Here is a 16415-nt window from a genome sequence, read left to right on the forward strand (position 1 = left end):
CTCAAGGGCATCGGACCTGAGATTGCATCCACGCTTTGGCTTGAAGGCCTTTATCGACATTTTGACAACAGACGCGATGTCGCGGCCTATGCGGGACTGGCACCCAGTCCCTACCAGAGCGGTGATATGGCGCGCGATCAAGGGATATCTAAGTCGGGTAACCCGCGCTTACGATCAACCATGGTGGAGTTGACTTGGCTTTGGCTGCGACACCAGCCGCAGTCGAAGCTGTCACTATGGTTTCAGTCCCGTGTTCGAAGCGAGGCTGGCCGGATTCGTAAGATCATGATTTGCGCGCTCGCACGCAAGTTATTGATTGCCCTTTGGCGCTTCACAACAACTGGGGAGGTCCCTGAAGGTGCGGTTCTAAAGCCCGCATGACGTTTCAAGGATAAGTGCTCGGGCCAGGTTTGCGTGGCATAAGGGGGTGGTTCTTTTTCTTCCCCTTAGCAGACCAGCGAACAAAGTTCTGCAGTGGCCAATGAGCATTTTAATAAGGATCCGCGGCGCCCGATCAGCACCGCTGGATGCAGGTGGTTGGTACGTAGCTACTTAATGGCTGCAACACGCCGAGTGCCAGTTTGTCACCGCCCCCTTTTGTGCCGCGACCCGATAGAATGGGATTATGGTCTGCTGTATCAAACCGGCAACCGGATGTGAGTATAGGCGGCGCGTGTATGCGCCGTTCGATGAAGCGGCCAGACCTAGCATCTAAAGACGCGCTCATGAGCGCAGAGGAGTTATGGATGTAGCATTTTTTCTGAGCGACGCGCTTACTGGTAGCAAAATAGTGGTGCAAAGCACAGCCTTTAGCCGGGCCCTTTTATCAGAGCCCGGCACTGGAAGGATTAGGCCGCCTCAGCGACCTTCTCTGTTGGTTTGCCTCTTGCGAGAACTTCAAAATCGCCAAACGGGCCAACAACGAACTCGATGACATAACGGGTGCGTCCTTGTTCGTCATCGTAGGAACCCGGCCGTATTGCGCCGACAAGCCGGACGCGTGTCCCTTTTTGCACCATTGTCTCGATCCGGTTGACGATGGCTGGGGCAAAGACGGTGATGCGATGCCAAAAAGTTCTTTCGACCTTTGTTCCGTCCTCACGCTTCCAGTGCTCACTGGTGGCGATTGATAGGATCGCCATTTTGCGTTCTTTGTCGAATGTTTTGATTTCTGATTTGCCGATGTTGCCGACGATTTCAAAGCTTGCCTTGTCCATGATCTTTACTCCGTTTCCCGGAAGACCGCCTTCTCGGGGTCGCGCTTGCGACGCATCAAAACAGCGACCGGCTAGGCAGCGCAGCGACGGACAGGCCAGGGTTTGGCGCGGCCTGCAGCGGCTTTAGCCGCGAAGCCTCGGGCCCTGACCGGGACGGCCAACGGACGCTTGATGGCGTCAACAGCAAGTGTGTTCCCAAGAAGGTGAGACTTGAGGCGGAAAGATGATGGACACAGCTTTGGCCAAGTTCGTCAGGAAAAGGGCAACCAATCAATATGTTCAAAGCAAAGATGCACGGGCGCGCACGGCGACCGACACTATAAAGGACTGGAGGCTATGAAGGGCAAAGTTTTTGAAAGACCAGCATCGCATCATAGTCGCCGCGCTTACTCAGAATGAAACCAACCGACGCTATAGTCTAGGAAAAAGGATCCGCGTTGTCGTCACAGCGTCCAAACTTCATGGTCAACGATGGCCAAGTCGCACCACCGCTTTTGAGTTCGTGTCGGCCATTTGACGCATCGATGGCGCAAGAAGACCCAATGCAAGATGTTGTTGGCTAATCCATTATCGTTGTTGGGTACCTAAAAGGGTCTAGACCAGCCCACCACCCAAAATCAATCATTCGGCCCAAAAAGCCAAACGCCAAAAGAGGGCGCACGCATGCACCCCCTGTGTAATCAAGACACAACCTCAACTTCGGTCATTGACGTATTTCATGTGAGTAGGTGCGGTCCTTTTGCGTGCCGTCTTCGGTCTTCCAGCGCTCTGAGGTGGCGACGCTGAGGGTTGCGAGTTTGCCGGTCTTGCCGAAGGTCTTGATCTCAATCTTGCCGACGTTTCCGACGATTTCGAAATTGGCCTTATCCATGATGGTTTCTCCGTTTGGTCTGAAGCTGTCCCGTCCGTTGGTGTCCCGGTCCGGTGGTCGCGGTGGCGACGGGGCGTAACAGCATCCGAAACAAGGCGAGGGGCGGAAACCGACCTGTTGGCACACAAGGGCTTGGCGCGGGCAGGAGCGTAGCGACAACTCGGGCCCTTGAATTCGAAGAATGGTGGGACACGCCGCCGGAGGCAGTTTTCAAGCCACGTCAACGCGTCTCCCGAGACGGGCAACAAAGGTCAGACGGGCTAGTCAGACCGATCAACGGAGAAAAAGGACCAGCTTGGATCAGGCCAAGTCGGCTCAATCATCGCACCTAAGACGGCATGCTAAGATCAAGACCTCAAGACAATTAGCAAATCTTGCGAGCCGTGCTCCGCCTAACACAGAAGCGTAACAGGAAAGACCGGGAAAAATGCACAGTGACCACAAAAAACCCTCAGAAACACAGCTTGATTAGCGCTCATCGTGCCGACAACTATGTTAGGCGGTGCAGCCATAAACTTGCGCGGCTTGCCCTAATGGCGCTATGCTGTTGCTGCTCTTAGCCAAGCCGGGAGGCAAGACTTGGCGAGGGGATCAGCTGGGGCTCTGCGAAGAGCAGATGGATTTCTCCCGTCCTCCCAGCACCAGCTTCTAGAAACTGGCGTGAGCCGCGCTCGGTTCGTAAAGCTGGGCACATCGCCTTAGCAGACACTGTATTGCGGGCAACAGCATGTAGATTTGCCAAGGTCATGGACGAGAGTTCCGCGCAGGGGCGCCAGAAACAGTCGCATCTGATCTGACTCGTTCTGCAGCACTTGAATTCCCCTAATGCCTGCCTGCTACCTTACGCAAGGTTCTGACTCAGGCCTCAAGCATTTCCACTCTGGTCCCTAGCGGGATAAAATTTGTGCTACATCTCTTTGATGTAAGATTTTAGGAGCCTGATTTGCCCTCTGCGTTTGGCATTGTAGATCTTTTTGCAGGCCCCGGTGGGCTAGGCGAAGGGTTTGCAACTTTAGACATTAATGGACAAAAGCCATTCAAGATTGGAATTTCAATAGAGAACGAGGCATCAGCCCACCGGACTTTATTGTTGCGTGCTTTTCTCCGTGAGTACCAAGCCCGTCATGCAGCCTTACCTAACCAATTTATCGACTTTCACGCAGGCCATACTCCAGAACCAGACTGGTCAAGCATTGATCCTTCCGCGTGGCAGCACGCTACAAAAGAAGCACGCTTACTTGAGCTTGGAACCGAACTAGCTAGTTCCTCAATAAAAGAAGCGATTAAGACGTTGAAAGATGATTTCGACGAGACTTTGTTGATCGGGGGGCCGCCGTGTCAGGCATATTCGCTAGTGGGGCGTGCTAGGTCGCGAGGTAACTTGGATTATGTCCCTGAGGAGGACGCGCGACATTATCTATTTCGTGAGTACATCAAGGTGCTAGATAGGCTCCGGCCAGCGGCATTCGTTATGGAAAACGTAAAGGGAATGCTTTCTTCGACTATCGAAAGCCAATTGGTTTTCGAGCTACTCGTACGGGATTTGACTTCTTTAGGCACGGGCCACAGCCCACACTACGAACTATTTGCGATTCGCATCGCCGACGGGCAGGCCAGCTTGAAGACTGCTGTAAAGCCATCTGATTTTATCGTCCGCGCCGAGGCATTCGGCGTGCCGCAGCGGCGACATCGTGTGATCATAGTAGGGCTCCGGTCGGACCTTGCTCACAAAGCTGCCGGTGCCAAAATCGCGACACCGAATGTAACTCGAACAGTACGCTCAGTAATAGGAACAATGCCTGCGCTGCGAAGCGGTATCAGTAGAGGACACGACGACGAGACAACCTGGAAAGCCACCGTTACCGATGCAGCCAATCTTCTGGCAGGAATGTGCAAAGAAAATAGCGATGAGCTGCTTAGCGAAGCATTTCAATCTATTTCCAGCCGTATGAGGAGCGAGGCACCAACAAGAAGAGCCGCGTCGTACCTGCCTGATAACTACGGGACTTCGAAGGATGAGCTTTTTAGCTGGTTAGATCGGCCTGGGCTGCACGCAATTGCGCAACATGAGTCGCGTGGGCACATGGCTTCGGATCTTGGTCGCTACTTGTTTGCTTCTGTGTTTGGTGCAGTCAAAGGCTACAGTCCCAAGGCGTCTGATTTTCCGTTAGCTCTTAGTCCGGATCACCGAAACTGGCACACCGGCATTTTCAATGACCGCTTCCGGGTTCAACTTGCTGATGAAACATCCACTACCGTAACAAGCCACATCTCGAAGGATGGTCATTATTTCATCCACCCCGATCCAATTCAGTGCCGGAGCCTGACCGTTCGCGAGGCAGCGCGGTTGCAGACATTCCCCGACGATTATTTGTTCCTTGGCAATCGGACACAGCAATATGTCCAGATCGGAAATGCCGTGCCACCCTTCCTAGCAAAGCAAATTGCCGAATTGGTTTTTGAGGTTCTAAATTAGTGCTGTAAAACGCGTGATTAAGCACCTAAGGAATTGGGCAAACCTTCGGCTAGCCACTTGGTCTCTTCCTTAGATGACACGATACACAAATAAGCCCTCGCTCTTGACAACGCGACATAAGCCAATTCACGCCTTTCCACCTCGTCCCCGCTGATAAGCAAAATGATTGCCGGTCGTTCTAGCCCTTTGAACCGTCGTATGGTGTCTATGACAACATCCTCGAGTGCCATTGTGTCTGCATCAGTGAGGGATATGCTGGTTCCACTGCTCTTTTCGACAAAGCTAGATCGCGCCATTGGTCCATTGACAAGGACAGCTATGTCGCCGGGAGCTACCTCCTGATTGAATACAAGCCTTCTAAGCTCCTTGTAAGCTGCATTGATCTTGGCATCGACAGTATCAGCTTCGATCCAACGAACATCGAGACCATCCGGCCCATCTGCAACAATCTCGGGACCGGAATAATGAACAGTTGCGGCCCGGTGGATGTTCGCTGTGTTGCGAAGGTTTCTAGAGAGCCGAATAGGAACAGCACTAAGGTCACGCACGCTGGTCTCGGCGGTCGCATAAACTTTCTGATTGCTGTCCATAAAGACTCTGAGCTGCCCATCAGGAGTTAGGCAGGATTCAATTGCAATCCAATGCTCGACACTGAAATCTTGCCCCTCGTCAACAATTATAGTGTCCCATCTGAGCTTAGGATCAACTTCCATTGACCTATACAGAGCATTGGGAAGGACACTCTGGTAGAGTTCCCGCTCGGAAACGTTTGGCGGCGGACTGATGCCAGCTTGGTGTGCAATACGCCCGCAAAGCGCGTGAAATCCAGACACCGTAAGGTTCTTGATATCCTTCAGCTTTCGCTCAATGTTTATGGCGAGAGGCCTACTGTAACATATCAACAAGGTCTTTGTGCCTGAACGTGCTGACCTTATTGCAGACTCAATCGCTAAAACCGTCTTTCCAGTCCCTGCACCGCCTTTGATGAGCGCCCGAGGGATCTCGGAAATTTGGTCTAGGATATGATATTGTGATGGCTCAAGAATACGGAACTCTTGATCTGCCTCCGAAAGTGCAGCGCCAATATTGAAACTGAGCGAAAAAGGTTGTGCCAATAGTTCTTGAAGGACAGCCATTCCGTCTCGCCCGAGCGCGTAACAATTGTTTGGCCGCTGGCCAACTTTCATCCGTTCCTCGACCCATTGGCGCAGGGATGTCTTGAACTGATGCGCGCAACAAAAGATCTGCGGCGGTCGATCAGCGCCAAGATTGCCTGAAGGCGAAGCAGTGCTTGGGAATATTACACCATGAGACTTATGAATGTAACGCCTCGACCATTTGGATGAATTATTGAGGAGCTTTATTATCTCATACTTTGCGCTCCGAGCCTGCTGAACGGGATCCTTAATCTTATGTACAAACCCATCATGATCTGTACTACGCCACTGGCTATCCTCAGGATCAAAGGAAATCTCCTTACCACCCTTCACTTCAATCGCCAGGATTCCGTGCTCCGGGTGCGCAATTAGAAAATCGCATTCACCATCTTTTTCATTTCCGAGCTTATCTGTTCCGAGCCAAGGACTTGAATAGAAGACATGAAAGGTATCGTCCAGCGCTTCTGCGAGACGCCGGTAAACCCGAACTTCAGCCCGACGTCTCGGATCGTCGAGGACCGAGCGGGGGATTTTTCTGGGCCAGAGGACTGCCATCAGCTTCTCCGAAGGATATCTTCAAAGTATCCAAGACCCGAACCTGTACCTACACCAGTCAAAAGAGCTCGATCCAGAAAATTGTTGAAAGCTTCGCAAGAAGTCTCGGGAGCAAGGCAACAAGCATGACAGACCGAGTGGGAATAGCTGTTCTCTGCTCCCATCATGTCTGTAATGCAGAGTGGATCTGAGGAGCACCACTCAATTGCATCAATCGCTCGTTGCAGAATTCCCTCTATCCGACCTGCCTTTCCCTGCCGTTCGAGCCCGCCAAGCGTGCCATCGGAGTCAGGTGTTGCGGTATAAATCAGAAGACCTGCCATTTTCTCGTCGCCACTTCCTGCGTAAATTCTCTCTTGGAGTGAAGCTGAGGAATAGCCGCATTCAAGCGTAAGTTGACGCATTAGGGCATGAGATAGAGTGTGGCAAAGCATATAGCGGGGGGAAATCGTTTGTGGTGGCGTCGCATCTTTTCCATAGCGTTCATGCCAATCGGCCAAATGCCGATCCGCACAATCAGACACACGCTTGACCACATCAGGGCGAACTTCCCAAGCCGATAGCTTTTCTTCGTTCAGAGCAAGGAAGATCCCTTCACCCCTAACCTCGATCGCAGGCAACCAGTCCAAAGGGTCTTTGGATAACTTCGCCACCTCAGGCGAGTCAGGATCTCCGGGTGGATTGATGCGGGTAAACCCCCTTATTGCCCTAACTTCTCGGAGACGGACAGCTCTCACCACCCGGGAAATCCATGGAGCTATCGCAGGAGAGACCTCTACTCTGCGCGTTTCAAAGTCGATATCCCGAATCCGGCTACGCCCTGGTTCGGTGACAAACTGACGGTATTCTGCAGGACGCAAGTCATCTGTTTGCATCTGCCCAAAAGAAGTGAGGCGTGCACGGATCACTTCGGCTAACTCTGCGGGTGTCATCTCAAGCTCTTTTAAAATGCTTTCAAGGTCACCCTTCGCTAAGAAGCTAATGTAATCTTCAAGTTTAGAAAGATCATCGAGATTCGTAAGGGAACTCCACCAATCGCCTAGAACCTCTTGAAGACGATCTGACCAAGGTGGAATACTCAAAGCCGACTCTGTCACCGCGAAATAGAGATTAGACGCGCCTCTCTGCACTGCGTTCTGTTCTTTGCCACAGGCTTCATCGCCATCAGGCAACCAAGGTCTGTGTCCTTTGCACTTCGGGCCCCGTTCCCATGTTTTCTTCGAAAAGACCCCATCCATTGAACGGCGCGCGCTACATTTTGGGCAACTCAGAATAAGGCCCGCGAGGCCTGGTTTCTCAGAGCGAAGGATTAGCCCGGGATGCCGATCGTTGCTCTCATTTCCAGAAAGCCTACATTCCGGCTTGTGCCCCACCCACCAATCCCATGGGAATTCGTCGACGTGCCCATGCTTGCAAGCCAGCACGAAACGTACAGGGATTACAAAGGCTTTGTTGTCACCATTGGATTGTTCTGTGCAAGTAGCGCAGTAGCGATATGCCTTGCCGGGGTCGCTCTTCCAACGCCTTTCGGGCTTTATTGTATCACAGTTAGGGCACTGCAGCCATTGGGGAAATCGAACGGCAACGAGCCGCCTGCTATCCGGATCGTCATCCCTTCCTCGCTCTAGCGTAACGGGTGGCGTCCTAAATCCCTTCACACCCAGCTTCTTCTGCAGTCGTGGCTCACGGATGACCTGCGGATGGGCAAGGCCAGCAGGTGGGAAGGAGCGGTCCCATTCTTCGAGGCCCGCTGCGATCCCTGAAACAGCTCCGCCACCTGCTCTGAAATCCACTACCGAGCCAGGGCCGAATGTGGACACGACAGCGCTACGTCGGAGATCTTGAAGGTCATTCTTCATGTATATCATCCTTTGCCCTGAGCAGAGGGGCCATTCTGAAAGGAGTTCCCGCCTCAACAGTCCGCATAGAATTCAGGGTCGGCCAAGCGGCTCCAGTATCCCGACCAGCAGCCCGCCGAGCGGCAGCGCGTTCCGCGCTTTGAAGAAGGGATTTCCCGCCTTTGTGGTCGCTCCAGTAGACTTGAGGGGATCGTGCACGCCACGAGTCGAGGTAACGTTCAAGCTCACGACGGACGGAGGTCTCTTCTGGATCGATCCGACTTGCCCGCTCAACAATTAGGTCGATTAGGTCCATCGCCAAATCTTCTGCATCGTCGCTCATCGTCGGAGCATCGAGCATGTCAGGAACAAGGTGTCGTACTGAAGCAACCAGCGCGGCGTGTAGGGCTCGATCGCGAGCTCGTGACGCGAACGGAGTTACACTCGTTGCCTCAACGTCCCTGTAAAGCGTCCGATGCCAGCTGCAGAAAGTCTCGAAATGTGATCGGTCCCGCGCCTTAGCGTTATTCAGTACGGCAACGACAAGACCGCTAACATCACCCCGTCCGACCCGGCTGGTTGACTGAATGTACTCAGCAATGGTCTTGGGCTGGCCGTTTACCAACATCAATCCAAGCCGAGAAATGTCCACGCCGACGCTGACCATGTTTGTTGCGAGAACGGCGTCAACGGCACCTGGAACCCCCACCTTAATATCGAGAAGGTCCAGCATGCCCCGGATTTCTTCTTGTGTTCGCCGGGAAGTTAGCTCTTCGACATTGCGGAGGGGCCGTTTCTCCTCGGAGCGAGCATCAGCATAGAGGGCTATACTGTCAGTGACGTCGTCCTGCATGAGGACGAGCGCGCCACCAAGCTCGCGTAGAGAGTTGAAGTACCCGACGAGTGTCCAGTAGGCGTCTCGGCGCACATCATCGCTAAATGCCGCAAAAGCCGTTTGCAGTAACGAACCGGCAACGGCCTGCAGAGTGAACTTTGCGGATCGGCCTGCCGTCGTAACACCAAGATAACGTCTTCCCATTGCCTTCGGCCGCCGATCTCGCACTGTGAACCCCGAGTCATCGTGATCAATTGCGGGGGGCGGGAACTGAAAAGCTTCGCGGTCAAAAAGCGCGGAGACCTGTTCGGAAGCTCTGCGGATTGTTGCTGTGGAGCCAATCACCTTTGGCCGATGTCCTCGCGCTGCGAACATCAGGTCGAATGCTGCCTCATATGCGCCGGCGATCGTTCCGAGGGGCCCAGAAATAAGGTGAAGCTCATCTTGGATGATGAGGTCAGGCGGAGAGCCGTTGGAGATCCCAAGAAGGCCATTGGTTCGCTTTTCGCGCACTATTTGAGCGAACTTATCAGCCGTTCCGATGAGCAATGTCGGCCGTTTGTCATAGACGTCATCGTCTACTGTAAAGATCGGTAGGCTCCCAATCATCGTGCACTTGGTGGTCCTGCATGCAACATCCACAAGGGAAGTGGCGCTCGCCATTGACCAGTTGAGTCTCTCACCGCAGGCCGGACAGCGCGCAAGCTGTTTTGGCGACGCGACCTCTGTTGATCCTCGAAGCGAGGCAAATGCATCTGCCCGTTTGTTAGGGGTCGCATCACCTCCCACCCATAGTCCGATGGAGAACGGCTCGTCACCTTGAAGTGGCAAGCCATTGGGTACTGTCACGCGGCCAGAGCGAATTGCTTCCAAGGCGACAATCATCGCAGCAGAACGAGCAAATTGCTGCGTCGTTAAAAGTCGAAGTGTGTAACGCATGAGCGCGCAAACACCGCTGTGGTCGCTGGGGTCGTCCGAAAGGCGCCGATATACGGCAATGCACGCAATCAATGCGAGGTAGGCCTCAGTCTTGCCTCCGCCCGTTGGGAACCAAAGAAGGTCCATTGTGCCACGATGTATGTGATCTCGGATGACCGAAGATGGCGCGCTTAGGAGTAGGAAGCCCAATTGAAAAGGACGCCAGCGTAGCGGTCCCTGCCGGCTCTTTGAGCTATCCCAAGAGTGCTGCAGATGCATGGCAAGATTGGCCAGCTGAAAGGCGCGTCGAAGCCTAGTATCAGTGCCGAGTTGCTCAACCGATGCCCGCATTCGAGCAAGCGCCAATTCGCACTGGGCTAGATGTAACTCGGCCACATGTTTTAGCTCAGCACTTACATCAGTGGTGTCATCAAGGCGCTCGCGTTGCAGTTTTGCCCAACGCTCATAGGCGTTACAGAATAAGTACAATCCATTCTGGAGAGTTGCAGGGTCTGCGTAGGCCAATGACTCTGCCATCAGTGGATCAAAACCTCCGGGTTCATTGCCTAGCTCAGAAAAGAAAATGTGCCCATTCGGATCAACGCCTTCGACGATTGTTGAAGGGAGCCAAGTCGTTCCGACCCATCGCGCAGTGGGCCGCGTTCCCGCGACTTGATCAAATGATTCCCACTCCGCAGAACAGACATGACCAAAGGCGAACTCAGCGACATTTCTATAAAGCAGCGCCCCACTTTCTTCATCGCTAAGAGAGCCAGTGCCATCACCATCTTCCAGATTTCGAGATAAAGATCTGCGCAATGGCTTCGGCACCAATTGGGTCCCATCACAGGGTTCTACACGAAGTGCAGTCTGGAATAGTGACGCGGCCTCAATCTCATCTCGGCCCTGTTCTAGAGCAATCGCATTTACGAGTGAGAGAGTTACAAGAATTGCATCAGAAGTTTGGATGGATCGGACGCTCAGGGAGACGTTGGGCAGTCCATCACCGTAATCGTGAAGGGAGATTTCACGTGTCGGTCCCGGTGACAAATCAAGCGCGGCAATTTCGACTTTGTGCGGTTGTCGGACCCAAATTTCGCGCTTCTCGCGCTTCTCGCATCGATAGTTGGCGAACTGACATATGACTTGAATCCGGGGAGGACCACCTGATGCAACAACACTGAATGAAAGCCCAGCCACGGAAGGTTTCTGGATTGATCCAGTTCGAACTGCTTCGCTCTCGCTATCTGTTTCCTCTACAGAGCCCGCGGAAATACTGAGGCGTTCATCATCCTCTCCCGACATCGCCGTACGCTGCGGCCAGAGAATGCCTGTTAGATAAACATCTGAAGGCCGTGCAGTCAGTTCCTCATTCTCAGCGCGAGGACCTATCAAGTCTTCCGCCAACCGCTGGGCTACGGTATCTCTATCACATGCCTTGTCATTCATGGGGGCTACCCTCGGCCGTAGAAAAAGAAAGGTGGAAACGCAGCAATTCTGGGCGAAAGCACAAAACCGGATGATGCCCAAGGCTCGTTGAGAGTCTCAAGTTCACTGTCTTCAGGGCTCAGAACCATTGTTGCGCAGCCGAGTCCTCTGACGTGATTCACATAACCAGGTGGTTTGTGGCTGTACCTCTTGTTTTTGATCGCGAGTATCTCCCACAAGTCGTTGGTGATGTTTCGCGAAAGAGTGCCAATGCAAGGACCTTCCGTGCCGGCAGTAACCCTATATCGCCAATCCAAACTTGAATCCGCATCTAACCGATAGGTAGTAACTACATCTGCAACCTTGGCAAGAAACTTTTGACCAGTAGCAGCGGTACCGGCGTTGAATTCAACGATACCCACAAGGCCGCGCGCAGTGAGATCGCCGTCTCTGCCGATTTCAACCATGGTCGATTTGCCGTTTCTTGCAGAACGATAAGCGCGCCCCGACGGCAAAGCCGACGCCCTATATGCGTTGCTCTCCCCGACTATGAGGGATGTTCGCGCACGAGTTGCGCCAACAAAGAGCACTCGGGCCTCTTCAATCTCATCTTCGATGCTCTCGAACTCCGCGCCTTGCGGCAACAGAAGGACTACATTGCTCGCCTCGCGACCCTTACTCGCGTGGATTGTGCCTACTATCGGTCCGTGGAGCCCATACTCTGCAAAAGCCAACTCAACTGGAGGCCGAGCCTGACTAAGGCGCCGTCTTAGTTTCTGCATGTCAATAGTGCCGTCCTTACGGCCTGCAACACGCAAAAGCTTCTCCCAAGCTTCTGCTGGCCCATATTGCGGTGCAGCCTTGTTCTCAACGCGCGCCATCCAGAGATCGAAAAAATACCGCTCCGTAAGAAAAAGTTCTACAAAATCAGCGAAGCAAATTGCCAGCCATGCCGGCAAAGTAGTGCTATATCCTGATAACCGCAGCCGGTGGGGTAGATCACAGAACTGCGACGCTAGGAGCACTTCAGCGCGAGATCGGAAAAGCAGGAGATCGTCGCTGGTGAAGTCGGCAACCTTCATGCCTGTCCACTTCAACCCTCGTTGATCCGCCAATGCACGAATTCTTTCAGCCGTTTGAGCATGCATCCCCTCAGTGTGATTTTGTTGATTGAGGACCTCACTTCGCAGTTCGGAGAAGATCCTCCTCAAGCCTGGGGACGAAGTACGATAGATCTCCTTTAGAGGAAGCTTGGTGAAACCTAAATCTTCAGAGTCCAATAGTCGGTCGAGAACAGACTTGCCGGGCTTTAAATTTAACTTGTTCTGACGGCCGAGGCTGTCGTCGGAGAAACCATAAATCGCTTGTGCTTCGTCAGCAAATACCGTGATGCCACATTCTGAAGGTAGCCGTTCCACCAGAGCCTCTATCAGGTCGGCGCGCTGTCCAACTAGGTCTTGAGCCTCGTCAATGACGAGATGCTCAATCTGCGCGAGCTCGTCCGCCACGTCCTCATCGACTCTCAATAGTTCGATCACGCGCGCGATGTTCTCCTCGTAAGATCTCGTTAGTCTAGCATTCGGGTCGTGCCCGGAGTGGATGGACCAAGCGTGCGAATCAACAGTCGCAATTCTGATTGCAAAAGATGCATCGCCGACATAGGAGTGCAATCTTGCCCGGATTTCAGCTACCGCGGTCCGTGTGAAGCTGATCATCCAAGTATTGCTGGGCTCGATGTCCTCCTCGCTGATTAAGTGAGCTAGGCGTGCACAAGCGACAGCCGTCTTTCCGGTCCCAGGACCAGCCTCTACTAAAAGTCGAGCTTCGGTGGCTGCCTCAATTACATTGCGCTGATATGCGTCCCAACCTGCTTCTGACAATACCCTACCCCCTCAGAGCCATTAAACACCAATCAGGTCTAAGATGTGGAGTTCATTTGCTCTAGTTTTGAATGCCGCGAATGACTCATCGGTTTTCTGTTGAGCACATTATCGTCAACCTCTTACAATTTTCGCGCAAGGGTAGAGCGGCTTCCCTAACGCTTGCTAACATAAACCTTACAATTTTATCCACCTTGGATCATTTAAAAGTTATCAATGTGGAAATGGTTGACAGGGCGTTTTCTCATCAATTGCCTTGGTATGCGCGGCCAATGTTGAACGGCCAACTTAGGACTCAAAGAAACGACGACAAAACTGGTGCGCAAGTCGATCACTGAAGTTAATAATGTTATCCTCGACTGTCATAATCTGACAATGGTCTGTTCCACCGTTTGCGGGCCCTCGAAGGCCACGACCGACCATCTGCATATACAAAACCGGACTAATGACTGGCCTAGATATCAGGATAAGATCGGCCTTCGGCGCGTCGAAGCCAGTTGTTAGAACACTGTGATTGCAAATCACACGAAGTTCTCCTGACCGGAAACGACGAGTAAAGTGCTGGCGCGCCAATCTGTCTGTCTGGCCGCTAACCGCGGCGGCCGGACACCCTGCTAGGTGTAGTTTGGCAGCTAGGTACTGCGCATGAGCAACCGAGTTTGCAAACAACAAAATGGAAGTTGCCGAGCTTTTTAACACTGTATCGACAATCAAGTTGTTGCGATCTGCGTCCTCGCCGATGCGATCTACGACACTGTCCGGCAACTCTCCGAAAGTGTCCACATGGTGCTGTTCGCGCGCACTCAGCGTGATTGGCCGATCGTACCGAAGTGCTCTGTAGCTTCGTGTGGCCAACACCCCCATATATGAGAGCTTTTCGTGAAGACTGGCCTGGTCAGCGGGAAACCAGCGCCGATCAAAGCGCGCTGCCAGCCGTTCAGATTCATCTTCGTTATATCCGCGCCATGGAGTAGCGCTTAGACCGATAACTGGTGTTTCAAACTCTCTCGCTCGTTCATTGCCTACTTGAACGTCCATCCATCGCATAATATCCGTGTAGCTCGACGTAATTGCGTGATGACATTCGTCAATGATAACGATCCCAGATTGCGCAACCCAAGCCAGCTCGCCGCGACTGCTCCGACTATTGAGCGTTTGGATGCTCGCAACAACAACGGTAGCTTCATCTCCCTCTGGCGGCGCAGGGCTTCTCTGCCCTCCCCAAAATCGTACAATTCGCAGGTCTTCACCTGGCGCCCCCACATTCACCCATAGTTGGCGGAAGCACTGAACTGCCTGCTCGCAGAGCTCGTCGGTTTGAGCGATCCAAAGCGCAGTCCTGCGACCATCTCCGCGCAGAATCAATCGGACCACGGCTTCAGCTGCGACGCGGGTCTTGCCGCCTCCGGTTGGCAGACTGATTACTGCTCGTCGTCGTCCAACGCCCGATGCAATCAGCGTTTCGACATTCGCCAGGATTTCCTCCTGATAGTCGTGAAGCGATGGCAAACTGATAGGGCCGCTCACGGACAATTCGGCATCTCTTCGACCAGCGATAGATGACGCGAATTCGACGGGAAAACCGAGATCTAGCACAAATGCCCTAGCTTGCTCGCCGCCCCATCGACCCGGTGGTGCAAGGCCATTGAGCTCAAGCGTTTCTCGAAGAGCGCTCAGAAGCGTCGGCCCGTGCACTGCGAGGGCAAGCCGAGCAATCTCTTCATGGCTGAACCGGTCACCCGCTGCTAGGCGGGTAGCCGGTGTAAAGATACGAAAAAGGGCACTGATATCCCCATTAATTGCTTTCAATACTCTCAACTCGATTGATGGCTGCTCTCGGACTGCCTTTCTTGCATCAACAGTCCTGCGGTCTACAATCCTTGCTATCATGGCGTCGAGGCTCTCACCGTCCTTGATAACACCGTGTCGAGCCAAACAACGAAGAATTAGCTCAGCGCGCTCCGCCCAGCCTCGCGCATGAAATCTGTTTTCATCAATCAACAGCACACCGTCTGAGTCCATTCCAAGTACAGCTGGATACCTGAAAGGCCCGACGCCTTCCTCTAGGCCGTCGACCCAGACTGTCAGAACACTCCGAACCGCCTCAGAATCTTCGATGGCGAGTGCAATCCCCGGAACCAAGTTTTCGAGCAGAAATGGGGCAGACAGCCGGCTCCTAAACAACATAGCTGGGCCGGAATCGAGCTGTAGAGCGCCCGCAGCTGTCCATGCAGACACTGCCCCCGCCGACAAGACCACGATCTTTCCGTCGTCGAGTTCATGCCCGAGGCTTGGCTTAGTTGTTACGTAGATCTCCGAGAGCGGAATTGCCCCATCAGCGGTAGGCACAATTTGGGGGATCATGCCTTCACTATAGGCTAACTCCCAGATTGGCCTCAGCTCTTTGAGGGAGGTCGTCCGCGCTGCGAGTTCTGCGAATATCTGCTCCCAGAAGAGTGCATTGGATTCACTAGTAAGCTTTGAACTTCGCCAGCTAAAGCGCGATTTAATCCCTGCTTCCGGCTCACGAGCAACAAGAAAGCGCGAGACACCGGTGAAACCCTTGATCCGAGATTGCTCCATAACATTCCCGAATTCCGAAGAAACGCAATGTAACGGAACGGTCAGCTTGCCGACCCGAAGGCGTCCGTGCTCGTTCAGCCAATAGAAAATCGGATGAGGCACAATAACGTCAGGGTAATCGTTCCTTCGAGAGGGGTGAATGATCGTCACCATAGACTTTGCGCCATAATATTCTTCGCATTGTTCAAAAAGTTGCGTCGTTAGCTTCGCAGCCCAAGCTGGTGGCAAGTGCGGAAGTAGTCGCCAAGAGGCGGGCATTCGGAGTAAATTGTCCAACAATTTCGGATGATATTGGGGTGTTCGGCCCACACGCTCCTTACAAATCTGGTTAAAGTACGGAGTAGTCCACCGTAGATATGCTTTTAGCTCCTGATCATCTCGATTTAGCATTTCACTGCTGGAGGGGAACTCAGAGAGCCATGGGATTGGAGCATATGGTTCAATACTTTGTCTAAAGGCTGGGTCCATTATGAAATGATTTTGGACATCTGGTATTTCGTCGGTAACAAGTAATAGATTTCTATTCATCCACTTGCCTGAAACGGTTTGGAACTTAACCCGATCCAACTTCAGCTCAGCTAGATACTCGATCTTTGTATCGCTGGGAGCGGCAGCTACTGTTCCCCGTCAGCACCTATGGCACAAAATTGGGGTTGT

General features: G+C 53.0%; 9 protein-coding genes. 2 read left to right on the forward strand and 7 right to left on the reverse strand.

The window, feature by feature from the left end; all coding sequences use genetic code 11:
- Positions 1–381, forward strand: a 381-nt coding sequence (locus tag B7364_RS03295; RefSeq protein WP_157893459.1) for a transposase, incomplete at its 5' end; no start/stop codon positions are given.
- 467 nt (positions 382–848) lie between these two features.
- On the opposite strand, the gene B7364_RS03300 is transcribed toward B7364_RS03295, so the two are convergent.
- Together B7364_RS03300 and B7364_RS17800 are read right to left on the reverse strand one after the other, a co-directional pair.
- Positions 849–1217: a single-stranded DNA-binding protein gene (locus B7364_RS03300; protein WP_085338522.1), complete on the reverse strand. Its 369-nt coding sequence runs from the start codon at positions 1215–1217 to the stop codon at positions 849–851.
- 703 nt (positions 1218–1920) lie between these two features.
- On the reverse strand, positions 1921–2088 hold the full coding sequence (locus B7364_RS17800; protein WP_157893460.1) for a single-stranded DNA-binding protein: 168 nt from the start codon (positions 2086–2088) through the stop codon (positions 1921–1923).
- A gap of 943 nt (positions 2089–3031) precedes the next feature.
- Between B7364_RS17800 and B7364_RS03310 the strand changes: the two genes are divergently transcribed.
- Positions 3032–4564, forward strand: coding sequence for a DNA cytosine methyltransferase (locus B7364_RS03310; protein ID WP_085338524.1), 1533 nt, complete (start codon positions 3032–3034; stop codon positions 4562–4564).
- Positions 4565–4581: 17 nt separating this feature from the next.
- On the opposite strand, the gene B7364_RS03315 is transcribed toward B7364_RS03310, so the two are convergent.
- The 5 genes from B7364_RS03315 to B7364_RS03335 all read right to left on the reverse strand — a co-directional run bounded on the left by B7364_RS03315 (position 4582) and on the right by B7364_RS03335 (position 15911).
- Positions 4582–6276, reverse strand: coding sequence for a nuclease-related domain-containing DEAD/DEAH box helicase (locus B7364_RS03315; RefSeq protein WP_085338525.1), 1695 nt, complete (start codon positions 6274–6276; stop codon positions 4582–4584).
- Positions 6276–8144, reverse strand: coding sequence for a DUF1998 domain-containing protein (locus B7364_RS18095; RefSeq protein ID WP_332835069.1), 1869 nt, complete (start codon positions 8142–8144; stop codon positions 6276–6278). The genes B7364_RS03315 and B7364_RS18095 overlap by 1 nt, the downstream gene beginning before the upstream one ends.
- On the reverse strand, positions 8125–11316 hold the full coding sequence (locus B7364_RS03325; RefSeq protein WP_085338526.1) for a helicase-related protein: 3192 nt from the start codon (positions 11314–11316) through the stop codon (positions 8125–8127). Before B7364_RS03325 ends, B7364_RS18095 begins: the two co-directional genes overlap by 20 nt.
- Before the next feature lie 5 nt (positions 11317–11321).
- Positions 11322–13175 carry a UvrD-helicase domain-containing protein gene (locus B7364_RS03330; RefSeq protein WP_085338527.1) on the reverse strand — a complete coding sequence of 618 codons (1854 nt, stop codon included), beginning with the start codon at positions 13173–13175 and terminating at the stop codon, positions 11322–11324.
- Between the two features lie 288 nt (positions 13176–13463).
- On the reverse strand, positions 13464–15911 hold the full coding sequence (locus B7364_RS03335) for a DEAD/DEAH box helicase (RefSeq protein ID WP_198534019.1): 2448 nt from the start codon (positions 15909–15911) through the stop codon (positions 13464–13466).
- Positions 15912–16415: the final 504 nt, after the last annotated feature.

It is taken from the genome of Aquidulcibacter paucihalophilus (assembly GCF_002105465.1).
In the GTDB taxonomy this organism is placed as follows: Bacteria; Pseudomonadota; Alphaproteobacteria; order Caulobacterales; family Aquidulcibacteraceae; genus Aquidulcibacter; species Aquidulcibacter paucihalophilus.

Coding starts and splice junctions, on each gene's coding strand:
- B7364_RS18095 (WP_332835069.1), bottom strand. CDS start 8,144: ATGATATACATGAAGAATGACCTTCAAGATCTCCGACGTAGCGCTGTC.
- B7364_RS03325 (WP_085338526.1), bottom strand. CDS start 11,316: ATGAATGACAAGGCATGTGATAGAGATACCGTAGCCCAGCGGTTGGCG.
- B7364_RS03335 (WP_198534019.1), bottom strand. CDS start 15,911: ATGGTGACGATCATTCACCCCTCTCGAAGGAACGATTACCCTGACGTT.
- B7364_RS03300 (WP_085338522.1), bottom strand. CDS start 1,217: ATGGACAAGGCAAGCTTTGAAATCGTCGGCAACATCGGCAAATCAGAA.
- B7364_RS03315 (WP_085338525.1), bottom strand. CDS start 6,276: ATGGCAGTCCTCTGGCCCAGAAAAATCCCCCGCTCGGTCCTCGACGAT.
- B7364_RS17800 (WP_157893460.1), bottom strand. CDS start 2,088: ATGGATAAGGCCAATTTCGAAATCGTCGGAAACGTCGGCAAGATTGAG.